This window comes from Paenibacillus silvestris, assembly GCF_009882985.1.
In the GTDB taxonomy this organism is placed as follows: Bacteria; Bacillota; Bacilli; order Paenibacillales; family NBRC-103111; genus Paenibacillus_E; species Paenibacillus_E silvestris.
Genome location: NZ_WTUZ01000022.1, coordinates 97,229 through 119,859, shown reverse-complemented (window position 1 = coordinate 119,859; position 22,631 = coordinate 97,229). Strand labels below are relative to the sequence as shown.

At 47.8% G+C, this 22,631-nt stretch carries 24 protein-coding genes; 9 read left to right on the top strand and 15 right to left on the bottom strand.

Features of this window, described 5'->3' with window-relative positions:
• Nucleotides 1–239: 239 nt before the first annotated feature.
• The 6 genes from GQF01_RS21045 to GQF01_RS21020 all read right to left on the bottom strand — a co-directional run bounded on the left by GQF01_RS21045 (nt 240) and on the right by GQF01_RS21020 (nt 7,268).
• Nucleotides 240–2,306: a peptidoglycan D,D-transpeptidase FtsI family protein gene (locus GQF01_RS21045; protein ID WP_161409872.1), complete on the bottom strand. Its 2,067-nt coding sequence runs from the start codon at nt 2,304–2,306 to the stop codon at nt 240–242.
• A 172-nt stretch (nt 2,307–2,478) separates the two neighbouring features.
• Nucleotides 2,479–4,557 (bottom strand): peptidoglycan D,D-transpeptidase FtsI family protein, encoded by a 2,079-nt coding sequence (locus GQF01_RS21040; RefSeq protein ID WP_235960126.1) that lies wholly within the window; start codon nt 4,555–4,557, stop codon nt 2,479–2,481.
• A gap of 17 nt (nt 4,558–4,574) precedes the next feature.
• Entirely contained in the window at nt 4,575–5,300 is a 726-nt protein-coding gene (locus tag GQF01_RS21035; RefSeq protein ID WP_161408669.1) for an HAD-IA family hydrolase, read from the bottom strand.
• Nucleotides 5,301–5,437: 137 nt separating this feature from the next.
• Nucleotides 5,438–6,583, bottom strand: a complete 1,146-nt coding sequence (locus tag GQF01_RS21030) for a transglutaminase domain-containing protein (RefSeq protein WP_161408668.1) — start codon at nt 6,581–6,583, stop codon at nt 5,438–5,440.
• A 30-nt stretch (nt 6,584–6,613) separates the two neighbouring features.
• Nucleotides 6,614–7,045, bottom strand: a complete 432-nt coding sequence (locus GQF01_RS21025; protein ID WP_161408667.1) for a hypothetical protein — start codon at nt 7,043–7,045, stop codon at nt 6,614–6,616.
• 55 nt (nt 7,046–7,100) lie between these two features.
• Complete coding sequence (locus GQF01_RS21020; RefSeq protein WP_161408666.1) at nt 7,101–7,268, bottom strand: hypothetical protein; 168 nt, start codon at nt 7,266–7,268, stop codon at nt 7,101–7,103.
• A gap of 92 nt (nt 7,269–7,360) precedes the next feature.
• On the opposite strand from GQF01_RS21020, the gene GQF01_RS21015 reads away from it, so the two are divergent.
• Together GQF01_RS21015 and GQF01_RS21010 are read left to right on the top strand one after the other, a co-directional pair.
• Nucleotides 7,361–8,527 (top strand): MFS transporter, encoded by a 1,167-nt coding sequence (locus tag GQF01_RS21015; protein ID WP_161408665.1) that lies wholly within the window; start codon nt 7,361–7,363, stop codon nt 8,525–8,527.
• A gap of 167 nt (nt 8,528–8,694) precedes the next feature.
• Nucleotides 8,695–9,048, top strand: coding sequence for a toprim domain-containing protein (locus GQF01_RS21010; RefSeq protein ID WP_161408664.1), 354 nt, complete (start codon nt 8,695–8,697; stop codon nt 9,046–9,048).
• 14 nt (nt 9,049–9,062) lie between these two features.
• Here GQF01_RS21010 and GQF01_RS21005 read toward each other — a convergent pair whose 3' ends face one another.
• The 8 genes from GQF01_RS21005 to GQF01_RS20970 all read right to left on the bottom strand — a co-directional run bounded on the left by GQF01_RS21005 (nt 9,063) and on the right by GQF01_RS20970 (nt 15,590).
• The gene (locus GQF01_RS21005) at nt 9,063–9,695 is read right to left on the bottom strand and encodes an SCO family protein (protein ID WP_161408663.1); all 633 of its coding nucleotides are present in this window, start codon (nt 9,693–9,695) and stop codon (nt 9,063–9,065) included.
• Between the two features lie 20 nt (nt 9,696–9,715).
• On the bottom strand, nt 9,716–10,693 hold the full coding sequence (cyoE, locus tag GQF01_RS21000) for a heme o synthase (protein ID WP_328803501.1): 978 nt from the start codon (nt 10,691–10,693) through the stop codon (nt 9,716–9,718).
• Nucleotides 10,694–10,889: 196 nt separating this feature from the next.
• Nucleotides 10,890–11,744, bottom strand: coding sequence for an urease accessory protein UreD (locus tag GQF01_RS20995; protein ID WP_161408662.1), 855 nt, complete (start codon nt 11,742–11,744; stop codon nt 10,890–10,892).
• On the bottom strand, nt 11,737–12,396 hold the full coding sequence (gene ureG, locus GQF01_RS20990) for an urease accessory protein UreG (protein ID WP_161408661.1): 660 nt from the start codon (nt 12,394–12,396) through the stop codon (nt 11,737–11,739). The genes GQF01_RS20995 and ureG overlap by 8 nt, the downstream gene beginning before the upstream one ends.
• A 23-nt stretch (nt 12,397–12,419) precedes the next feature.
• Entirely contained in the window at nt 12,420–13,154 is a 735-nt protein-coding gene (locus GQF01_RS20985) for an urease accessory protein UreF (RefSeq protein WP_161408660.1), read from the bottom strand.
• A gap of 18 nt (nt 13,155–13,172) precedes the next feature.
• Nucleotides 13,173–14,888 carry an urease subunit alpha gene (ureC, locus tag GQF01_RS20980; RefSeq protein ID WP_161408659.1) on the bottom strand — a complete coding sequence of 572 codons (1,716 nt, stop codon included), beginning with the start codon at nt 14,886–14,888 and terminating at the stop codon, nt 13,173–13,175.
• A complete protein-coding gene (ureB, locus tag GQF01_RS20975) occupies nt 14,885–15,253 on the bottom strand; it encodes an urease subunit beta (protein WP_161409870.1) in 369 nt (122 codons plus the stop codon). The genes ureC and ureB overlap by 4 nt, the downstream gene beginning before the upstream one ends.
• Before the next feature lie 34 nt (nt 15,254–15,287).
• Entirely contained in the window at nt 15,288–15,590 is a 303-nt protein-coding gene (locus tag GQF01_RS20970; RefSeq protein WP_145666723.1) for an urease subunit gamma, read from the bottom strand.
• A gap of 284 nt (nt 15,591–15,874) precedes the next feature.
• Between GQF01_RS20970 and urtA the strand changes: the two genes are divergently transcribed.
• The 7 genes from urtA (at nt 15,875) to gerQ (ending at nt 22,262) form a co-directional block, all read left to right on the top strand.
• The gene (gene urtA / locus GQF01_RS20965) at nt 15,875–17,137 is read left to right on the top strand and encodes an urea ABC transporter substrate-binding protein (RefSeq protein WP_235960122.1); all 1,263 of its coding nucleotides are present in this window, start codon (nt 15,875–15,877) and stop codon (nt 17,135–17,137) included.
• A 96-nt stretch (nt 17,138–17,233) separates the two neighbouring features.
• Nucleotides 17,234–18,139: an urea ABC transporter permease subunit UrtB gene (gene urtB / locus GQF01_RS20960; RefSeq protein WP_161408658.1), complete on the top strand. Its 906-nt coding sequence runs from the start codon at nt 17,234–17,236 to the stop codon at nt 18,137–18,139.
• A gap of 21 nt (nt 18,140–18,160) precedes the next feature.
• Nucleotides 18,161–19,237 (top strand): urea ABC transporter permease subunit UrtC, encoded by a 1,077-nt coding sequence (gene urtC, locus GQF01_RS20955; protein WP_161408657.1) that lies wholly within the window; start codon nt 18,161–18,163, stop codon nt 19,235–19,237.
• 45 nt (nt 19,238–19,282) lie between these two features.
• Complete coding sequence (gene urtD, locus GQF01_RS20950) at nt 19,283–20,074, top strand: urea ABC transporter ATP-binding protein UrtD (protein ID WP_161408656.1); 792 nt, start codon at nt 19,283–19,285, stop codon at nt 20,072–20,074.
• On the top strand, nt 20,067–20,762 hold the full coding sequence (gene urtE, locus GQF01_RS20945) for an urea ABC transporter ATP-binding subunit UrtE (protein ID WP_328803500.1): 696 nt from the start codon (nt 20,067–20,069) through the stop codon (nt 20,760–20,762). Before urtD ends, urtE begins: the two co-directional genes overlap by 8 nt.
• A 228-nt stretch (nt 20,763–20,990) precedes the next feature.
• Entirely contained in the window at nt 20,991–21,683 is a 693-nt protein-coding gene (locus GQF01_RS20940; protein ID WP_161408654.1) for a response regulator transcription factor, read from the top strand.
• Nucleotides 21,684–21,821: 138 nt separating this feature from the next.
• Complete coding sequence (gene gerQ, locus GQF01_RS20935) at nt 21,822–22,262, top strand: spore coat protein GerQ (RefSeq protein WP_161408653.1); 441 nt, start codon at nt 21,822–21,824, stop codon at nt 22,260–22,262.
• 59 nt (nt 22,263–22,321) lie between these two features.
• Here gerQ and GQF01_RS20930 read toward each other — a convergent pair whose 3' ends face one another.
• Nucleotides 22,322–22,615, bottom strand: coding sequence for a hypothetical protein (locus tag GQF01_RS20930; protein ID WP_161408652.1), 294 nt, complete (start codon nt 22,613–22,615; stop codon nt 22,322–22,324).
• Between the last annotated feature and the right edge of the window lie 16 nt (nt 22,616–22,631).

The following is a 22,631-nucleotide window of genomic DNA, read 5'->3' as shown; positions in this document are numbered from 1 at the left end:
CCTTTTTCGCTCAAAATAACGGACCACAGTCCCCTTGTATGGGGGAGTGGAGAAGGATCTAGGGGAGGGAGCATGGAAGCGGCGAAGGATCTAGGGGAGAGCATGAGCATGGAAGACAGGCGAAGGATCTTGAGATGAGGGAGTGTTGATACACGCATGCTTGGCGGGCTCCCAGCACTTCACCCCCTCTAGCCTCTCCCGGCCCTTCCCATCCCCGTCCTCCCCAACCAACTGCCCACCTACCAAGGCCGCTTCCCACCGCCAAGCTTCGTCAGAACGCCTTCGTTGGCAGCGTCATAAGCTTGAAAGATCTTAGCCGCAATCGGGGCTGCCCCATAGCGCCCAAAGCCGCCTTCCGGCACGACAACCGCGACAGCGAGCTTCGGGTTCTCAACGGGTGCGAAGGCGATGAATACCGCATTTTCAACCGAACCTCCCGACACGCTTTGGGTGGAAGTTCCTGTCTTGCGCGCCACATTAAACGGTAACTCGTCGATCCCTTCCGCCCCGCTTTTCATCCCATGGATAATGGTATCCCAATCCGCTTTGGCAAACACAGTCGAAGAATCCTCCAGTACCTCAGGCTCAACTTTCCTAACCAATTGGCCCTGATAGTCGCGAATTTCATCTACGAACAACGGCTTCATCCGCTTCCCGCGACTAGCCAAAGTAGCTGTGTACTGAGCAAGCTGCAAAGTTGTCGTTTTCTCATTTTGTCCCCAAGATGCGTAGACCATTGCGGATTGATAACTATCTTTTTCAGCATTTTTGATAAAATCGTTAGATCCTGCAAGCTCACCAGGCAGCCCGCTCCCTGTTTTGATCCCCATGCCGAATTTCGCCATGTATTCGGCCCATTTGGCAGTCACTGCAGGATCCTCTCTGCCGAATTTAGCCCAGAAAGGAATACCGACCTTTTCAGACATGAACGTATTAGAGGAATGTTCAATCGCCCCTGCAGCATCCATCGCCCCGTAAGCTGCTTTCCCCGAATTGGTGATGGTACTATTGCCTCCTCTACCAAAGCTAAACGACCCCGTATCATAATAAATAGTGCCACTACCGCTGAAAAAGTTCTCTTTAAGCCCTATCAACACGGACATAGGCTTAATCGTGGACCCCATGAACACAATGGATGATGGATGTTTCGCATTTTCTTTTTCATCTGGATACTTAGCTTTAGCCGTTCGGATGCTGCCATTGGGAATGAAGGTCTCGATTTCCTTATAAACGCTTGCCGACATACCACCGGTCCACGCATTAGCATCGTAGTCCGGATAGTTCGCCATCGTAACTACCCGTCCCGTATCCACTTCCATAGCAACGGCAAACCCGGATGCTGCTTGCATCCCAAGACTCAAATACAAATCATTGGCGTGCGATGGACTGCGCAAGTAGCTAATGTGCTCCTCCAGCATTCGTTCTGTCGCTTTCTGGATATCTTTATGTAGGGTTAAATATAAATTATTTCCTTTAACTGGAGCCGTGACCTCGGCTCTCCCAATGATTTTGTTAACGGCGTCAACAGGGTATGTCTTACTGCCGTTTCTGCCGCGCAGCTCATCCTGATACATGCGTTCGATGCCATCGAATCCCACATTTTCCGAGCTCAAATATTCCTGAACCATAGGGCTGTCTTTGTAGATTTCTTTGGCTGTCGGTGAAGTAAAAGAGTTCGTATATCCCACTAAATGCGTAGCAATTGTCGTCTTGCCATCATCATCCATTTCGTAGGTGCGGATGCTTTCCTCCGTTACGTCTAACCATTTGAATTCATCCCTATGCTCTAAAATATAGGCGATCTCATCGTTGGATAAGTCTGCCTTTATTCTTCGCGGAACCCAGTAGTAGCTTGGTTTTTTAATTTCAGCCTTCTGGTAGTTGTAGCCAATGTCCATGGCTAGAATGATTTCTTCCGGAGTCGGACTTTTCGAGTTTGGTTTGGCATACTTGTCGAAAACATCAGCTTTAAGCCGATCCGCCATAGCAATTAAATCATCTAGCTTTTGGCTGCTTGGATCAATTCGAAAAAATAAGGACTGCATGGGAATGGTGTAGGCAAGCGGAGATTTTGAGGAGTCATAGATGTTGCCTCGGATGGGAGCAATTTGGATCGTTTGTGTGCCATTTCTATTCTCTGCGGCTTTATGTATTTTCGTTTGGACAAACTGCAGCATAGCCAACCGCACGATGAGTATGGAAAATAAGACAAAGGTTACAAAGAAAAAAAGATTGATTCGCAGTGAAAAATGCCTCTTAAGAGCTAGTTCCTTTTTCTTCGGATCATCCGCAATCGGCGATTTCATCACGGTAGAGGCCCCCTTCTGTGTCAGGATGTATCCTGAAACAGACGGAGTGACCCTCAACTTAGTTCACTAAATTTTGGAAAGCTTGGATTACTTCTCAAGACAAGCTCATAAAAAAACCTTCAAGCCCACTTAAGACGTGGATTTGAAGGTTCTTTACTTTTTACTGCTTCTACCAAGGCCTTTTCCCGCCGCCAAGTTTGGTCAATATGCCTTCGTTGGCTGCATCGTAAGCCTGAAAGATTTTCGCCGCAATCGGGGATGCGCCATAGCGCCCGTAGCCGCCTTCCGGCACGACGACCGCAACAGCTAGCTTCGGATTCTCGACCGGCGCGAAGGCGATGAACACGGCGTTGTCGATCGTTCCGCCTGCCACGGCTTGCGTCGAAGTCCCGGTCTTCCGAGCTACGTTATAAGGCAGCTCCTCAATGCCTTCCGCACCACTCTTCATCCCATGGATGATAGTGTTCCAGTCATTTTTGGCGAATAAAGCGCTCGAATCCTCCAGCACTTCAGGCTCCACTTTTTTAACGAGTTCACCTTCAAAGCTTCGAATCTCGTCTACGTACAACGGCTTCATCCTTTTGCCGCGGCTGCCCAGTGTGGCAGCGAACTGCGCGAGTTGCAGCGTCGTTGTTTTCTCATTCTGCCCCCATGAAGCATACACCATGGCAGACTGATAACTGTCTTTTTTGGCATTCTTAGCAAAGTCATTCGAACCTGCAATTTCACCAGGCAAGCCGCTGCCCGTTTTGACGCCTAAGCCGAACTTGGCCAAATATTCTGCCCACTTATCAGTTACTGCGGGATTTTCGCCGCCATATTTTGAATAGAACGGAATCCCGACTTTGGCCGACATGTACGTATTAGACGAGTGTTCGATGGAGCTGGAGGCATCCAAGTTTCCATAAGCGGTTCTCCCTGAATTGGAAATCGAACTTGTAGAATTCGCTTTACCAAAAGTAAAGGTACCCGAATCGTAATAGTATTGATTGGAAGGTGTAATCAATTTCTCAGTTAAACCAATCAGAACGGACAACGGTTTGATTGTTGAACCCATGAACACGATCGAAGACGGATGTTTCGGCCGCTCCTTATCCGTGTATTTCGGATACGCAGTTGTAATCGAACCATTCGCAATATAGGAGCCAACATCATCTAATGTTGCCTGCGAGATACCGCCTGTCCATTCATTGGAATTGTAGTCAGGGTAATTCGCCATCGTCACGACGCGCCCCGTGTCTACTTCCATAGCAACCGCATAACCAGCCTGCGCATTCGCCCCATATTTAATAAAAGCATCATTCCGCGCATATGGGGTATGTAAAAAAGCAATCTGATCGGCAATCGCCTTTTCAGCCGTTTTCTGAATATCTTTATTGATCGACAGATACAAGTTGTTACCTTTTGTCGGCTTCGTTACTGTTGCGCGGCCAATAATTTTCATGGCAGCATTTACAGGGTATATTTTGTACCCATTCTTCCCGCGAAGCTCGTCCTGATACATCCGCTCGATGCCATCGAAACCGACATTTTCGGTATCGAGATATTCCTTGCTGTTTTCGTTATCTTGGTACATCTCCTTGGCTTTTTCTGTCGAATAGCTTTTGAGGTAGCCAATTAATTGCGGAGCAATCGTTGACGGTACTCCGTCTGTGTCCATATCGTCCAATTCGTAAGTACGGATGCTCTCTTCTGTCACTTCAAGCCACTTGAACTCATCCCTGTGCTCTAATAAATAAGCGATTTCTTTATTGGACAAATCCGTTTTGATTTTACGCGGAACCCAGTAATAACTCGGGTCTTTTACTTTGTTTTTATTGATATCATAGCCTAAGTCCATGGCGAGCACGATTTCCGCGGGCTCCAGCTTCTTGGCATCCGGTTTGCCGTATTTATCAAAAACGTCTGTTTTCAGCTTATTCGCCATGCGAATGACTTCATCTTTATCCTGCTGGGACGGCTCAATCCGGAAAAATAAGGACTGCACTGGGATGGTATAGGCAAGAGGTGATTTCGTAGAATCATAAATGTTGCCGCGGATCGGAGCAATTTTATTCGTCTGATTCGTATTCGTATTCTCTGCTGCCTTCAAATCTTTGGCTTGAACGAATTGTAGAATGGCCAATCGCACGATAAGTACGGAAAATAATAAGAACGTTATAAAGAAAAAGATATTGATCCGAAACGAAAAATGCCGCTTCTTGGTAATCTCCTTCTTCTTTGGATCATCCATTATGGATGGTTTCATCACACTCAGATCCTTTCTTACACAATAGCTTGCTGTTCATCAAATAGCTCAAGCAGGGATCGAATACCCTCCCCGGTATGGTAGTCATAACGGATAATGCGAACCGAATCGATGCCGACTTGACTCGGCGCCCAAACGTCATTCGTTTCGTGATCGCCGATATAGAGCACATCTTTCGCTGCTACACCTGCACGTTCTAAGGCGAGTTGAAAAATTGCCGGATCCGGCTTCTCAAGACCGACCTCTGTCGACACGAGCACAGGGTCAAAATAATGAAGAATCCCTTTATCTTCTAAAATTGCTTTCAGCGTTGGTGCAAAATTGCTAATAATCCCGATTCTAAAGCCCCCAGCCTGAAGTCGTTCGAGAAAAGGCTTAACATCATCAAACAATTCATAGTACTCAGGTGCGGTATAGATGTCATAAAGCTCGTGGCAGCACTTGAAAATCTCTTCCTCTGACCATTCCTCATGAATACCCAGTTTATGCAGCACATATTTATATAGGTTGACCCAGAATTCACGATCTGACTCTGGCGAACACACAATGAAGTTATCTTGTTTATTCACATAATAAAATAGACGAAAAGCCTCTGTAAACAGTTCACTAATATGAGCCTCATCTCGCTCCACGGAACGCAACTCAAGGTACTGCTTCAAAATCGTTTGGGCTGCGGGAATCGTTAGCAGCGTGTCTCCCGCATCTAAGTAAATCATCGGATATTCCTGAATAGATTTCGACATACGGACTCCTTCATGTTCTCAAAATAGCACCTTAATAGTTTACCACATTTACGAATGGATGAGAAAAATCACAAAAAAGCCTCCCCCGGATCTCCGAGAGAAGCCACCTTGCTTCCTTTTATTAACTCTCAATAGGGTTAAACATCTCTAATATGCGTTTGGTCAAAGTTTGGCGGATTGAACCAGTTGCCCCCACTGGCTACCCAAGTTGAATCCAAAGGCACCCAAATCTTGGACTCTTTGAGGTACACTTCGTTCCATGCGTGAGGTCCGTAGCTGCCCTGCCCATCATATCCAAGGCCAGTTACAACCTTAACATCCAGACCTACAGCTCTAGCCATTTGGGCATATAATCTGGAGTAATCGATGCACACCCCTTCTCGGGTGTTGAACGTATCCTCTGGGGTCTGTTCCTTCCAAATACGCTGTTCTTCATACAGCTTCACTTTATCCCAGTCGTAGTCGATTCGGCTGCCCACCCATTTGTACAGCAGTTTCGCCTTCTCTTCATCTGTCGTTCCACTGGCGGTTACCTCTTTGGCCGCATCTACGATGTTGCCAGGGACCTTTGCATCCAGAACTTCATATTTTCGTTGTAAAATGTTCGTGAATTCCTGCTCCACCGCCCGGGTGAATACCGGCACCTTATCGGCAATGAAGTCTCCAGTGAAGGGAGAAATGACTTCCTTCGCCCCTTTTTGATACATCTGAGAGGACTCGATATACGGGGTCACCATGGAATGCGGGAATAAAGTCACATAAATGAACAAAACGGCAATCAGTATGAGCGCTCGTGCGAAACCGGCTACAGAGCCGATTGCTCCCCCAGAAACGGAGGAGATGAACGAATTACTGCGTTCCCGATATGGATCACGATGCGCCAGCCAATGTCCAATCAGCGGGTCAATCAGCAGGTTCAGGAACTGCTTCACAATCATATAGCCGAGCAAAAACAATACGCCGAAGCGCAGCAGCGGGAAATCTCGAATGCTAGTTAAAGCTGTATAGTAGGCTTGCTTAAGAGCACTAATCTCTACGGATGGCACTTGCAGATTCTGACCTTTCAGCCAGGTTTGAATCAAAGGCGAAATAAGCTGCACACCCTTCCACGCAATGAACATGGACACAATGACGATGACCGCTTCCACGAGCATGGACAGAAGGTGTTTCGCAGATCCAGACCCGCCTCGGAAAAACCCTTGAAGGACAGAGCCCGCGAAAGTGAGCACAATCACAATGGATATGAAGTTAATTGAATTGGCTTTGAACCAGGTAATATCCATGACTGCTCACCCTCCCTACTCCTAATTCTACTAGCCTGCGTTTTTCTTCGCTTGTTCTATGAAAGCATTCACTGCGGCATTCGCGCTCATTTTGAAAGTTTTGCCAAGAAAAGTAACCTGAACTTCATCCGTTCCTGCTTTGCCTTCCACTTTCAGACTCTTCGTCGAAACGATAAAGGACCCGTCAGGATTGGCCTTGAATTGTGCTTCTTTCGCTTCCGCAGTCAACGTACTGATAGCTTTGTCTTTGACCTCATCGCCAACTTGGGTTACCACGCTTGTCCCAATATCCTTTATTTTATCCTTATAACTTGCTCCATAAACGATGAGCGCACCGACAACTACAATGACAACAATCCATTTAATGACTGTTTTCACAATCCCAATAACAATAAATAAAATAATAATAGCGGCAACTAGTAAATACCAACGATCCTGTGCAAATGAAATCCACTGATCCAAAAAGAACCCCTCCTGTTAATCTAAAAGTCCATCCCTATCATACTACAGGGAATCCTCAGTCTTCATCCCTTTTTTTCTTTAACAACGCTAGTTTTCGTTGAATTTCATCCGTTTGATCGGCTTTGCCTCTCGTTTTGCGAAAGGACTGCCGAAGCCGGAATACTAGAAAAACAGCGACACATGCCAGCAAAAGAATCACATAAGCATCCATAGCTTCCTCCATCAGAATTGTGTCAATTATACGGAAAGGTCATATCCATCGGACAAGCGGCGTACATCTTAAGAAGAGACAAGTCTAATCAAGGTGGTGAGCACATGCGAACAGCCCTTTGGCTGTACTTATTTATGTTTGTGGCTTTTTTTGATTTGCACGCACAGTACCCGATTCTGTCACCTTTCGCCTTATCCTTAGGGGCCGCTCCTTCCTTTATAGGGCTAATCATGGGCGTATACTCGATCACGCACTTGCCCGGCAATCTCATCGCTGGTTATGGTGTGGACAAATACGGCAGCAAATTTTTCATTGTCTTTAGCCTGATTGTAGCAGGGATCATCTTACTTTTTCAATCTAATGTCAAAGATCCATGGCACCTGCTCTACATTCGTTCCATAAGCGGATTTGTGCTTGCCTTCTTATCTCCGGCCTGCTTGTCACTGCTTGCTCGCATCGCCAAAGACCGCATTGAGCAGAGTAAACTGATGGCGGGGAACGGCCTGATCCACACGTTAGCTTCCGTGGTTTCTCCTGCGGCTGGAGCCATTTTAGTGGCCAAGATCGGCTTTACAACCGCTTTTTCCGTGTTGGGCTGGATTCTGATTATAACGGGATTTCTAGCTATCTTTGGTGTCAAAGAAAAACAGCTGCTGAGCCAATCCGCTGGTAAACCTCAAATTTTGGATCATCATGGCCACGGGATGCCAGAAGAGGATTCCAATTTGCCTGCCGGCGTGTCAGTCCCTTGGCTATTTTTCCTTATTCCCATGGCGCTTTCCTGCTCCCAAGGCATTTTATTCTTTGAGCTGCCGCTTATGAAATCTGCTCGCGAATCTATACTTACCTCTGGCGTATTTTTCACATTAATCAGCTTAGGGGCTCTGCTAAGCATCTCGTTCTGGTTCCTTAATAAAGTGCCGCCATTTATCCGAACTGTCTGTGGAAGCTTGTCGTTAGCTGTTGTATTCTTTGGCTTAGCCATTCAGTGGCCCATCCCCTTGTCAGTTTCCCTCTTCCTGATCGGTATGGCCAAAGGTGTCATCTATCCCGCTTTAGCAGCACTGCTTGCCAGCATTACCAGCAGCAATCGTTACGGACGCGTCTTTTCTCTGCTCTCTATTTCTTACTCTGTTGGCGCCTTTATTGGCCCTATGATGGCTGGGCAGCTTCGCGACCATATTTCCTCTTATTTTATCGCCTTTTTCGTCCTCATGCTGGCACTTTCGCTTTTACCTTTGCGCACGTTTAAATCACCAGTTACGACATAACGCTTCCTGCTCATGGCGGCTTGGGATGTTCAAGCCGTCTTTGTGCTGTCATTCTCTGTCATTTCCCGGGAAATGGCAGCATATTTTTTGAGCAAACGTCGAATGGCATCCTTGGATCGCTTACAAAAACAGGTTATACTACAAAAAAGCCTGATGGAGGATAGCCCATGTCGATCACAATTATTGTTGAAGGCAAAAACGACAAAAGCCGCTTAAAGCGCGTCGTTGTTGATAGCGTTCAGATTCTGTGCACTTTCGGAACACCTAGCTCACAAACCTTGGAGGAGCTGCACAAAAAAGCAGGAGACAAGCAAGTTTATTTGTTTACAGATAATGATTCTTCCGGAAAAAGGATACGCTTTCTGTTGCGGGATACATTCCCGGATGCCGAGCAAATTTATACGCGCAGAGGGTATGCCGGGGTTGAGGGGACGCCTGAGGAATATCTTATTCAGCAATTAGAAAAAGCAGGTCTGGAGGAGTATATTATCTACCCTTCACCAGATCCTGCTCTTGAATAGTTTATGTAGTTAACTTATTTCTCTTTGGACAAGGTCACCACATCTTTGACAATATGGTCGGCATCCAATTCCGGATTGCTTGCATCATAATAATTCCGCAACTTCCCTTTTTTATCAACAAGTAAAATAGCATTGGAGTGAGAGAAGTTTCCGTCCTTCTCCTTAATGACCATGATGCCGAAATCCTCGGCAAGTTTGTGGGTCTTCGCTTCTTCACCACGGAGGAACATCCATCCGCTTGGATCAGGCTTGGACTCAAACTTGGTTCCGAACTCCTTAAGTACAGCCGGTGTATCCCGGTTTGGATCAACGGTGATGGAGATAATTTCGGATTTGGTACCGAACAGTTCTTTTTTCTTCAATTCATCTTGCACTTGAGTCAGTAAAAATGTTGTCGGCAGGCAGACGTCCGGGCAAAAAGAATAGAAGAAATAAACGAGTCTTACTTTGCCATCCGTATCCGCAGAAGCAACGGTCTTCCCATCCAAGTCTTGCAGTTGAAAAGACGGAGACTGCTTCATCGCCGTTAAGCGTTGATCCGGTTCGCTGCTGTTGACCCAAAGCTTATAGGCAAAAGAAGCAATCATCGCAATCAAGATAGCGCCTAGCGCCAGCTTGAACCAATTTTTTTCAAAAAATGTACTCATCTTCGTCATCCGTCCTTCATTTAGCTAATCTTCACCGTATCAATAACCATGAGGATCGATAAAAGCGTTAGATACATAATCGAGAAAAGAAACATGCGTTTCGCCCATACGACTTCAGCCTCACCAGTTGCTTTGAAACCCTTCACGCTCATGAACACCCAGACTAATCCGAGAATCGTAGAGCCGAACAAAAAGAGGTAACCCACATATCCGTAAGCAGTCAACATAACAGTAACCGGAACAAGCAGCACGACATAACGGACCATGGAAATCTTAGTCACATAAGATCCTTTAACCACTGGTAAAAGCGGGAAACCTGCGGCGCGATATTCTTCCATGCGGCGAATGCCAAGTGCCCAGAAGTGCGGCGGCTGCCATAGGAATAAGAAAAGGAATACCAAGATAGCTCCTAAATCCACGGTGCCACTAACTGCGCAGTACCCGATAACCGGTGGCGTTGCTCCAGAGAATGCGCCTACGAATGTGCTCCAGACTGAGGTTCTTTTGAACCATGCGGTATAGAGCCATACATACAAGAACAATCCAATTAACCCGATCAACGTTGCAAGCGGGGACGCTGCTCCAAAATAGAGGACAGCTAGTCCGATCGTTCCCAGAATAATGCCGTACCATAAAACTACGTTGGGACCGAGTCTTCCACTAGGCAGTGCTCTGTTCTGCGTCCGTTCCATCTTGGCATCCATCTCACGGTCCAGGTAATTGTTCAGCACCGTGCCGCCAGCCATAACAAGAGCTGTTCCGAGCATTGTAAAAAATAAATGGGCCCAACTTACGTCCCAGCGTGCAGCCATCCAATATCCGGCGAAGGCCGTCATTAGGTTCGAATAAATAATCCCCGGCTTCACCAAGCGATAGAAATCTTTTAACGTCACAGGCTCTACAGATGTTGACTTATTGACTGCATCTATGGCTTCGTTCCGAGCGGAACCTTGTGTCGAATCGTTAGAAATGCTTTCGTAACTAGCTTGATTTTCCACGTCATTGCCCTCCTCTATATCGAACTTCCGAGCTAACTTATTTATGATCTCATTTATCATACCAACCCCTACACGGTTTGACAATGAAGTCGGGGAAGTTGTCATGATATTGTCGATTCTCCTACCAGTATGCGTGGAAAATAAACTTACCATTCTCTCCCAACGCAAAAAAAGGAGCCCTAGGGCTCCTTTCAACTTATTTATTAACCATTAATGGGGTTAAGGCAAGCAAGCTTCGGCGCAGTTCATGCCAGGCTATGCTAAGGACATGCTGCAGTTGCCAGGCATGCCGACCCATGACAGTGACGATGATCCCGTGTTTATACGTAAGACTGGCTCCGATACGGACTTGTTCAATGCCATTAATCTTCTCGAGGTAGGCCATCAAGCTATCGAGATGCCGCTGCCCAAGCCGATCTGAGAAGATGTACAAATTCCCCAGATGCGTCTCCTGCTCCCAACTCCCAGGAGCTGTGAGCCTCATATCCTGAGGTTCAATCCTCTGGTTCTGATAATAAATCAGCTCCGTGCCGTACCAGACCCTCATGCGATTGGTATACCGCGAGTATTGAAAGATCTCTCCCCTCTGCGTTCGTCCCGGACAGAGAACATCAGAGAATATACACGCAGCGCCTGGAGCAAGAAACACCTCCGTTTCGGAGAACAAACGGGCATCTTTGTACAGCATGAGCGGCTCTGGGATGTATTCCAGCAGCGCATCTGCCTCCACATGCAGCGATTGGTGCTGCGTGCTTCCCTGCTCCCCTAAGGCAGGATGAACCTTCGTGAACGATTGGTTCGTTAGATAAACACGTGCGCCCTCTTCAAGGCGCACGTTAATTTCGTAATGATCCCCTGACATCAGTCCCGGGGAACAGTCCATCATATAGACGCCCAGTTGCTCCACGGGCTGGTCTCCAGTGAACGTTTCATTCTCATAGCGGAACGTTTTGGCGATTTTGAGCGGGGAGGCATGATATTTGTGAACCAGCTGCGTGACGCCGCTGCGTACCGCAAATGCTGCCTTGATCTCCCCGGTCACCTTAGGCATGGCTGAACTCCTGCTCCACCCATGTCACAATATCATCAAGTCCTGTGCCGCCCATCAGGTTGGAGAAAATGTACGGACGGTCGCCACGCATTTTCTTCGTATCCGAATCCATAACTTCCAGGCTGGCGCCAACATACGGAGCTAAATCGATTTTGTTAATGATGAGCATATCGGACCTCATAATGCCAGGGCCGCCTTTACGCGGAATTTTCTCCCCTTGGGCAACATCGATAATATAGATGAAACGATCCACTAATTCCGGACTGAAAGCCGCAGCCAAATTATCACCGCCACTCTCAATGAAAATGATATCCAGATGCTCAAAGCGCTGCTCCAGTTCTTCAATCGCTTCGAAATTCATAGAGGCATCTTCGCGAATAGCGGTATGCGGACATCCACCGGTCTCCACTCCGATAATGCGTTCTTCGGGCAATGCCTCCGAGCTGATCAAAATACGGGCATCTTCCTTCGTGTAGATATCATTCGTAATCACCGCGATGCTGAGACGGTCTTTAAGCTTCCGAGCTAGGCGCTCGACTAGGGCTGTTTTGCCGGAGCCAACAGGCCCTCCGATACCGATACGCATCGGGCGGCTCCGATCGACAGATGGCTTCTCCCATTGATGATGATGATGACCTTGTCCTTGACACATAGTCATTCCTCCTTGAATTTGAGTTAAGACATGAACAATCGCGAATATAGGGTCTCGTGCTGCATCATCGCTAGATCAGCCGAGGGTGAATTCGTATAAGCATCCATGGGATCTAAGTGAGCTACGCGCTGCCACTGCATTCCGATCAACGGAATCACCTTAGCAAGCAATGTTTGGCCCTGCGTTTGCCCCATGGACATGAGCCTTAGAGCACTATTGATACAGGTCATCACACAGCTGTACAGATATCCTTCCACCGCTTGTTCCAGCGGCACGCCAAGATGATAACTCACCCATCCATGTACAACCGGATGATTGGCACTGCAGCGCCCAGCCTTCACTGCTTCGTCTAAGGACTTCCAATCCAGCCCGGGATACATAGCTCGGGATAACTGCAGCAGCCTGCGTCCCATCTTCTGAACACCACTTCTTGCCTCGCTTGATACCCGCTGCACATGCAGCATGTGGTCGATTGCCCAAAGCTGCACCCATTCTCCCTCGGGAATATGGGTGTAGGCTGCTTTGATCACCATCGCATCAGATGATGACCAGTTGTGGAGGAGCATGGTGCTGATGTAAGCCTCGAGCTCATCAACGGTTTCCAAGCGTCCTTGCTGAACCAACGTTTCCAAGCCGAAGGAATGTGAGAAGCCCCCGATTGGAAGTGCTGAATCTAGAAGCTGCTGGTAGGCAAGCCAGTGAAACTTGGTGGCTGCCGCTTCTTGCTGCGTGGCCGCTGCCCGCTGTACTTCTTCCATGAGCATCACCCACATTTTTTAAAATAGGAAATATAATTGCGCCATTGGAAGCTTCGTCGCTGGCTCACAGGTGATGGCTTCTCCATCTACTTTGACTTCATACGTTTCCGGGTTCACTTCTATAGAAGGGGTGCCATTGTTATGAATCATGTCTTTCTTCGAAATCTCACGGCAGCCTTTCACTGGCTCAATTCTCTTCTGTAAACCAAGCCTCTGCGCAATGCCATTCTCATAAGCCGTCTGAGAAACGAACGTTATCGAACTTTGTGTCAAAGCCTTGCCGAAAGCGGCAAACATCGGCCTTCCAAAGACGGGCTGCGGCGTTGGAATGGACGCATTCGGATCTCCCATTTGTGCATAGGCAATGCTGCCGCCCTTGAGCACCAGATCAGGTTTGACCCCGAAGAACATCGGGCTCCAGACCACTAGATCCGCGAATTTGCCAGGCTCGATAGAACCAACCAAGTGCGAAACACCATGCGTAATCGCTGGGTTAATCGTATACTTCGCAATGTAGCGCTTGATGCGGAAATTGTCCCCATCTTCTGTATCCGGCGCCAGCGGTCCGCGTTGTTTCTTCATTTTATCCGCCGTTTGCCAAGTGCGGATGATGACCTCGCCAACCCGGCCCATCGCCTGCGAATCCGAACTCAGCATGCTGAACACCCCAAGATCATGCAGAATATCCTCTGCAGCAATCGTCTCCGGGCGTATCCGCGAGTCGGCAAAGGCCACATCCTCAGGGATTCGGCTGTCCAAATGATGGCAAACCATCAGCATATCCAAATGCTCTTCAATCGTATTGATCGTGTAAGGACGTGTCGGATTTGTCGAAGACGGCAAGATATTAAGCTCAGCAGCAGCCCGAATGATATCCGGCGCATGCCCTCCGCCCGCTCCTTCCGTATGATAAGTGTGGATGGTACGCCCTTTGATGGCAGCGAGCGTATCCTCCAAAAATCCCGCTTCATTTAATGTATCCGTATGAATAGCAACCTGAACGTCATATTGATCGGCTGCTTTCAGGCACGTGTCGATAGCCGCCGGTGTCGTTCCCCAATCTTCATGCAGCTTCAGGCCAATGGCGCCCGCTTCAATTTGCTCAACTAACGGCGCCAAGAATGAGGAATTCCCTTTTCCTGTGAAACCCAGGTTCATCGGGAACGCTTCCGCAGATTCCAGCATCCTTCGCATATGCCAGGCGCCAGGCGTACATGTTGTCGCATTCGTGCCAGTCGCTGGTCCTGTACCGCCGCCGATCATCGTTGTCACGCCGGAGGATAGCGCCGTTTCGATCTGCTGAGGACATATATAATGAATGTGGGCATCAATTCCCCCAGCCGTCACGATTTTACCTTCACCAGCGATGACCTCTGTACTTGCTCCGACAATCAGATTCGGATGCACGCCATCCATAATATCGGGGTTGCCGGCTTTGCCAATTCCGACGATATGTCCATCCTTGATCCCGATATCGCCTTTCACAATTCCCCAATGATCGATTATGACAGCATTCGTGATCAACGTGTCTAGCACGCCTTGATCCCGGGTGGCACCACTGGACTGTCCCATGCCATCCCGGATTACTTTCCCTCCGCCAAATTTGCACTCGTCTCCATAGACAGTGTAATCATGCTCAATTTGCGCCCATAATTCCGTGTCTGCCAAACGAATAGCATCGCCAGTCGTAGGCCCGAACATCAGCGCGTAGCTCTTACGATCTATTTGACTCACACGCGTTTCCCCTCCCATGCTTGCCATCTTGCCTTCGTCTCATCGGACATCTGGTCTTTCACTGCCGGGCCTTCGCTCAAATTATTGAGCCCATAGGACAACTTGGCTCCGCCCAGCTCGACCAACTGAATCGGCTTCTGCTCCCCGGGTTCGAACCTAACGGCAGTTCCCGCCGGAATATCTAGATGCATGCCAAAGGCCAGTTCTCTGGGAAAGGTCAACGCTCGATTCACTTCAAAAAAGTGATAGTGAGAGCCCACCTGAATTGGTCGATCTCCTGTATTCGTAACAATGATTTCGACGGTTTGTCTGCCTTTATTCATTTCTATAAAACCTCGGTTGATGCGATATTCTCCCGGAACCATCTTCTCGCCCCTTTCGGTCGATTCATCCATCGTGTTAGGTGATGGGTTCGTGAACGGTCACTAGTTTCGTACCATCTGGAAACGTTGCTTCTACCTGTACATCATGAATCATCTGAGGAACACCTTCCATAACCTGCTCTGCCTTCAAGATCGTGGTGCCGAAGGTCATCAGCTCTGCGACTGTCATGCCATCCCTGGCGCCTTCCATAATTTCAGATGTAATCAGGGCAATACTTTCGGGATAATTCAGCTTCAAGCCTCTCGCCAGTCTTCGCCTTGCCAAGTCAGCCGCTACTGTAATGAGAAGCTTTTCTTTCTCGCGTTCGGTTAAATGCACATCATCACCTCTTCAAAAACCGAATAATGGTATTCTTTTACACTTATTATATTCGGATATTTCACACTTGTAAATCTGTAATGTCATATTAATTAACATTTAGCAAGCGATTTTTGCAATTAATTCCCCTATTTTATAGGTTAAGCACAAAAAATCCCTATCCAATTGTGCATCAACCACAAAATAAAAACCAATACATGTCATCTATATTGACACAATCCTTTTACCCACTTTATCATAAGCCTTGTAATCCAAATCTTGTAAGTAAGGGAGTGGGACGATTAATGAGAGAGATAAGAAACAAAGGGAAACTCACCGTCGCTTTAAGTATGGCATTGATGATGGTCGCTACTGGCTGTGCAAAGTCGGAGCCTACTGCATCTACGGCAACAACGAAGACCACAGAGGTCAAAGCGGAAACGAAAGACGAGACTGTACCTGTTGGTATTCTTCACTCTCTAACGGGCACGATGTCCATTAGTGAAGTATCTGTAAGAGATGCGGAGTTAATGGCGATTGATGAAATTAATGCAGCTGGGGGACTCTTAGGCAAGAAAATAAAGCCCGTCATTGAAGACGGCGCATCCGATTGGCCTACTTTTGCAGAGAAAACTAAGAAGTTACTGCAAAAAGACAGTGTTGTGACGATTTTCGGTTGCTGGACGTCAGCCAGCCGTAAAGCGGTGCTTCCGGTCGTCGAGCAAAACAAAGGATTACTGTGGTATCCCGTTCAGTATGAAGGCGTAGAATCATCACCGAACATTTTCTATGTAGGCGCAACAACGAATCAACAAATTATCCCCGCGGTAACCTGGCTCCTCCAAAACAAAGGCAAGAAATTCTACCTCTTAGGTTCAGACTACGTTTTCCCAAGAACAGCCAACAAAATTATTAAAGAGCAACTGAAAGCTGATGGCGGCACACTGGTAGCTGAAGAGTATACACCGCTAGGACACACCGATTACAACACAATTATTAGCAAAATCAAAAAGGAAAAGCCGGATGTTGTTTTCAATACGCTCAATGGTGATAGTAACGTAGCTTTCTTCAAGCAATTAAAAGACGCTGGCATTACAGCCAAAGATTTAACAACCATGTCGGTTAGTATCGCCGAAGAAGAGGTTCGCGGAATTGGAGCATCTGTTTTGGATGGACACTACACAGCTTGGAATTACTACCAAACAACGGATACACCAGAGAACAAGAAGTTCGTAGAAGCCTACAAAGCGAAATACGGCAAAGACCGCGTAACGGATGATCCGATCGAAGCCGGTTACACAGCTGTTTATCTATGGGCTGAAGCTGTCAAAAAAGCAGGCTCTTTTGAGGTAGAGAAAGTAAAAGCAGCAGCCAAAGGCATCGAATGGAATTCGCCGGAAGGTAAAGTTACTATCGATGGCGAGAACCAGCATATTTCCAAAACAGCGCGTATCGGCCAAATTGGCGCTGACGGGTTAATTAAAGAAGTATGGAATTCTGGCAAACCACTTAAGCCGGATCCTTTCCTCAAAACATATCCATGGGGCGGCGAAGTAACGAAGAAATAAGCTCACCGATAGGATCGTTCGTGAAACCAGGTCTGCCTAGCGGCAGCCCTGGATTTCACTATTTTACTCGGGATTCACTAAGGGGGAAGCATCGTCATGAGTTTGCTGCTGCTTCAATTATTCAATGGCTTAAGTCTCAGCTCCATCCTGCTCCTGATCGCTATTGGGCTCGCCATTACATTCGGCCTCATGAATGTCATGAATATGGCACACGGCGAGTTTATTATGATCGGAGCCTACATGGCCTATCTGGTCCAGCACTGGTTCCAGCAATTCCTGCCGGCATCCGCCTTCGGCTGGTATTTCGTCGTCTCGCTAGGCGTCGCCTTCGCCGTAGCCTTCCTCGTCGGATGGCTGCTAGAGGCCTGCCTCATCCGGTTCATGTACGGTAGACCGTTAGACAGCCTGCTAGCAACATGGGGCGTAAGCTTAGCTCTGCAGCAGCTTGCCAGATCCATATTCGGCGCACCCAACGTCGCAGTGAAAGCGCCGGAGTGGCTGGAAGGCGGACTCCACCTCACAGCCGATCTCATTCTTCCTTATAAGCGCCTCTTCATTATTGCGTTAGTCGCTTTGTGCATCTTCATTATTTATATGTACTTATACCATTCTGCTGGCGGCAGACGGATGAGAGCCGTCATGCAGAACCGCGAAATGGCTGCCTGCCTCGGCATCTCTACACGCAGAGTAGATGCACAATCCTTCGCGTTCGGGTCTGCCATGGCAGGCATTGCCGGATGTGCGCTTACCTTGGTTGGACCCATTGGACCAACCATTGGCACGTACTACATCGTCGACGCCTTCATGGTCGTTGTGCTTGGCGGCATCGGGAAGCTGATCGGCACGGTTGCAGGAGCTTTAGGCATTGGCGTATTCAATACAGCGCTCGAGTATACAACCAGTGCGACGATTGGGAAAGTACTCGTCTTCACGCTCATCATCGCTTTCTTGCAATGGAAACCGATGGGACTTGTGACGATCCGTTCAAGATCCTTAGACTGAAGAAAGGATGTGGCATCTTCCATGCTTTTCGCCGGACAATCCAAGATGAAACTGATGGTTTATACCCTTTTTCTAATCGTGTTAGCACTTGCTCCACTGTTTTTGTCTGATTTCCGTCTTTCGCTTCTCGGCAAGTTTCTTGCTTATGCCATTATTGCCATGGGGATTGATCTCATTTGGGGTTACACCGGCATACTCAGTCTCGGGCATGGCGTATACTTCGGACTTGGCGCCTACTGTATGGCGATGCATCTGAAACTAGCCGCGAGTCCAGGCGAGCTTCCTGATTTCATGTCTTGGAGCGGCGTAGAAAGCTTGCCTTGGTTCTGGGTTCCTTTCCATTCGGCAGGCGCTGCTTTCCTGCTAGCCCTCATCATTCCTATGATTGTCGCCTTCATTTTAGGCTATTTCACATTCCGCAACCGAATTAAAGGCGCTTTTTTCTCCATCCTGTCGCAAGCTCTCGTCATTATTACCGTGACATTGTTTGTTGGCCAACAAGGCTACACAGGCGGAACGAATGGACTGACCAACTTTGACTCCTTCCTAGGCTTAAACCTGCAAGCACAGTCAACAAAGCTAATCTTCTTCTATCTCACCTTAGCGGTTGTTGCCATCGTTCTACTCCTATGCAGCCTGCTCGTCACCAGCCGTATGGGAAATATTCTAACGGCCATACGCGATGGAGAGAATCGGGTACGCTTCATCGGATACAATCCAGTAACGTACAAAGTATTCATCTACTGTGCATCAGCAGGGTTGGCCGGACTTGCCGGCGTGCTCTTCGTGCTTCAAGAAGGCATCATCTCTCCCGCACAGATGGGGATTGTTCCTTCGATAGAAATGGTCCTATGGGTCGCTATCGGTGGACGTTCTACCATCGGAGGCGCTGTTCTAGGAGCTCTGGTGACCAACGCTGCCAAAACTACATTCAGTGAAGCCTATCCGACTTGGTGGCCCTTCATTCTCGGCGCGATGTTCATTATTGTTGTGCTTTTACTGCCCAAAGGAATTGTTGGCACCATTACCCACTACACAGTCAATTGGAAAAAACCCGTGCTGCCTAAGCCGATTTCTTCCTCGCAAGAAGCCAGATAATCTGACAGCCATTTGTTTCATGAATAAAAGAAGGAGGAACATCCCATGCTCGGACAATTAGCAGAGCAACAACCTGTGCCTGGCGCTAAAATACTAAGCGTAAAAGGGCTTGAGGTCAGCTTCGACGGTTTTAAAGCCTTGCGCAATCTCGACTTTTCCTTGGAATACGGCGAACTTCGCTTTCTCATCGGACCCAATGGGGCCGGTAAAACAACGCTCCTCGATGTCATTTGTGGGAAAGTGAAACCTTCGCTAGGGGACGTTTTTTTCAAAGACTCCATTGATCTTACCAAGCATCAAGAGCATCAAATCGCACAGCTCGGTATTGGACGCAAATTCCAAGCACCCTCTGTCTTTTCAACCTTAACGGTATTTGAAAATCTAGCTTTATCCATGAAGCAAAAGCGCGGTCTTCTCAGTGCACTCTGGGCCAAAACGACAAGCGAGCAGCGAGATCGCCTGCACCAAAGACTTGGCATGATTGGCCTGCAAAGCAAAGCCAAGGAACGCGCCGGCTCCCTTTCTCACGGGGAGAAACAATGGCTCGAAATCGGCATGCTGCTCATGCAGGAACCTGATCTTCTACTGCTCGATGAGCCGGCAGCCGGAATGACCGATAGCGAAACAGAGAAAACCGGTGAGCTTCTCCATGAAATTGCTGCGGATCAAACGATTATTGTCGTCGAACACGACATGGCATTTGTTCGCCAATTTGCCAAAACAGTCACGGTGCTTCATGAAGGCACCGTCCTTCGCGAAGGTACGATGCAGGATATTCAGAATGATGATAAGGTTGCTGAGGTTTATCTGGGAAGGAGAGTGGAGCGCGGTGCTTAATCTTCAGAACATCGAAGCAGGCTATGGGGAAAGTATGGTCGTTCGCCAAGTGAACTTACTCGTGAAACCTGGACAGATCGTTTGTCTGATGGGGCGTAACGGCGTAGGTAAATCAACACTCATGAAGAGCATTATGGGGCTCATTAAACCGAAGTCTGGTTCTATTCAATATCATGAACGGGACATCACGACCATCCCTCCAGACCAGCGCGCGAAATCAGGCATTGGCTACGTGCCGCAAGGCCGCGAGATCTTCCCGCAGTTAACTGTAGAGGAGAACTTGCTGCTTGGACTTGAAGCAGCGACAGATGGGAGAAAGAAGCTGCCCGAATCTCTCTTCGACACTTTTCCCGTGCTGCGAGATATGCTCTACCGCAAAGGGGGAGATCTCAGTGGCGGTCAGCAGCAGCAACTAGCTATCGCGCGTGCCTTGGCAGCGGGTCCGAAACTGCTGCTGCTGGATGAACCCATGGAGGGCATCCAACCTTCCATCGTCATGGAGATTGAAGCCATTATCGAAACCATCAAGCGCAGAAGGGAAATAGCCGTCTTATTGGTCGAGCAAAGCTTAGAATTCGCTACGAGCATCGCTGATTATTACTATGTCATAGACCGGGGCACGATTGCCGCCGAAGGTCATGCCGAACAGCTGAGCGAAGATCAAGTTCGAAAGCACTTAACCGTATGATTTGGTTCCTGAATGCTCACCCTACCAAAGGAAGCTGGACTACTTGACCTGATTTTTAGGCATCGAGTACCATCCAGCTTCTTTTTTCTTTTTTTAAAGATAACCGAATTATTACCTTAAAACTGGACGGCACAAAATGGATAATGATAACATGTTAAATATAGGATCGAATGTTGCGTCCGGCATATCGAGCACCAAGCCTTTTGAAGGAAAAGGAGGGGAACGTTTATGTCTAAAGTATTAATTATTGAAGATGATGTGAGCATTGGCGAAATGATGTCCATTTATTTGTACGAAGAAGGTTATCAAGTCATGCGGGCGGAGAACGGCCGTCAGGGAGAAACCCTATTCCGGGACTTCCAGCCTGATGTCATCGTTCTTGATATCATGCTGCCAGATGTTGATGGCATTCAGCTATGCACTTACTTCCGAACGGCTTCCACCATTCCTATTCTCATGGTTTCAGCCAAAAGTGAAGTTTCCGACCGAATCAAAGGTCTGCAAACAGGAGCAGACGACTATTTATGCAAGCCTTTCTCCATGAGAGAATTAGCCGCCAGGGTACAAGCTTTGCTGCGACGTTCAACCGCTTTTGCTCATGTAGCAGCCACTGCAGCCGAACCCTCAACCAATCAGAACGTGCAGCTGGATCTTGAGAAACGGTGTCTCTTTGTACATAACAAATTGATTGAGACCACTTTCTCCGAATTCGAGATTATGAAGCTATTATGGCAAAATCAGGGCCGTGTATACAGCCGTGAGGAGCTGCTCAACCGGGTTCGCGGTTTCGATTCCTATGTTACTGAGCGCGCCATAGATGTACATATCGCAAACCTTCGAAAAAAAATAGAAACCGACCCGAAAGAACCGAAATATATCAAAACGGTCTGGGGTGTCGGATATAAATTTTTGCTGAACTAAGCTCCCATTGGGGGCTTTTTTATTTTGCAGATAAACAGGGAAATCAGTCACCAAATAGGCGAATGCACAATATGATGAGGTGTATGCTTCACAAGAAGAAAGCTTCCACAAGGAAAGCTCCAAGGAGGATTTACAGTTATGTTGAATAACCCTTACAAAATTGGCAACCAAGCACAAGTGCCAACATTCGGCGGAAGTCCCTATCCGGCCTACCCGGTACCGACAGCGATTACGAACAAAATGGTTCCGATGCAGCCTAGCGGCTCCACGTTGCCACCTGTAGGAACAGGCCTGCAAACGGGTGTAAACGTGCCTGGCCTACCCATGGAAGAATCTTATATCGAGAACATTCTACGGCTCAATCTTGGCAAAATGGCGACTCTCTACATGACATACGAGAATAACTCGCAATGGAACGCCAAAATTTTCAAAGGCAAATTGGAAGCCGCAGGACGCGACCATATCATCATCAGCGATCCAGCTACAGGCATGCGCTACTTACTGCTTATGGTGAATCTGGACTACATCACATTCGACGAAGAATTAAATTACTACTATCCCTATGGCAACAGAAGATAATACGGACGCATCACCTCCACAAAACCGCTAACCTTAACCAAGGCAGCGGTTTTCTTTTTTTATCCAATAGGTGTAAAATGCCAGATATGCAGCTTGCTTAAGCCGCCTTTCACCCACTTATCCCACGCTGCCTGGTTGCCCTCAGTTCCACCGCCTTGCTGGAATCGTTCTTCCTTCAGATGGATATACTCTTCACGACTCACATCATTCCAAATTTCTACAAATAGTCCTGGCTGATCCGTTCCTTCCAATACCTCCAAACGCCCTTCCCGCTCCTGCCTCTCCTGCATATAGATGAGAAAAGACTCCCGATATTCGGGATATATGGCATACTCTACAAAAACTTTAGACATTTTTAGATCTCCCTCT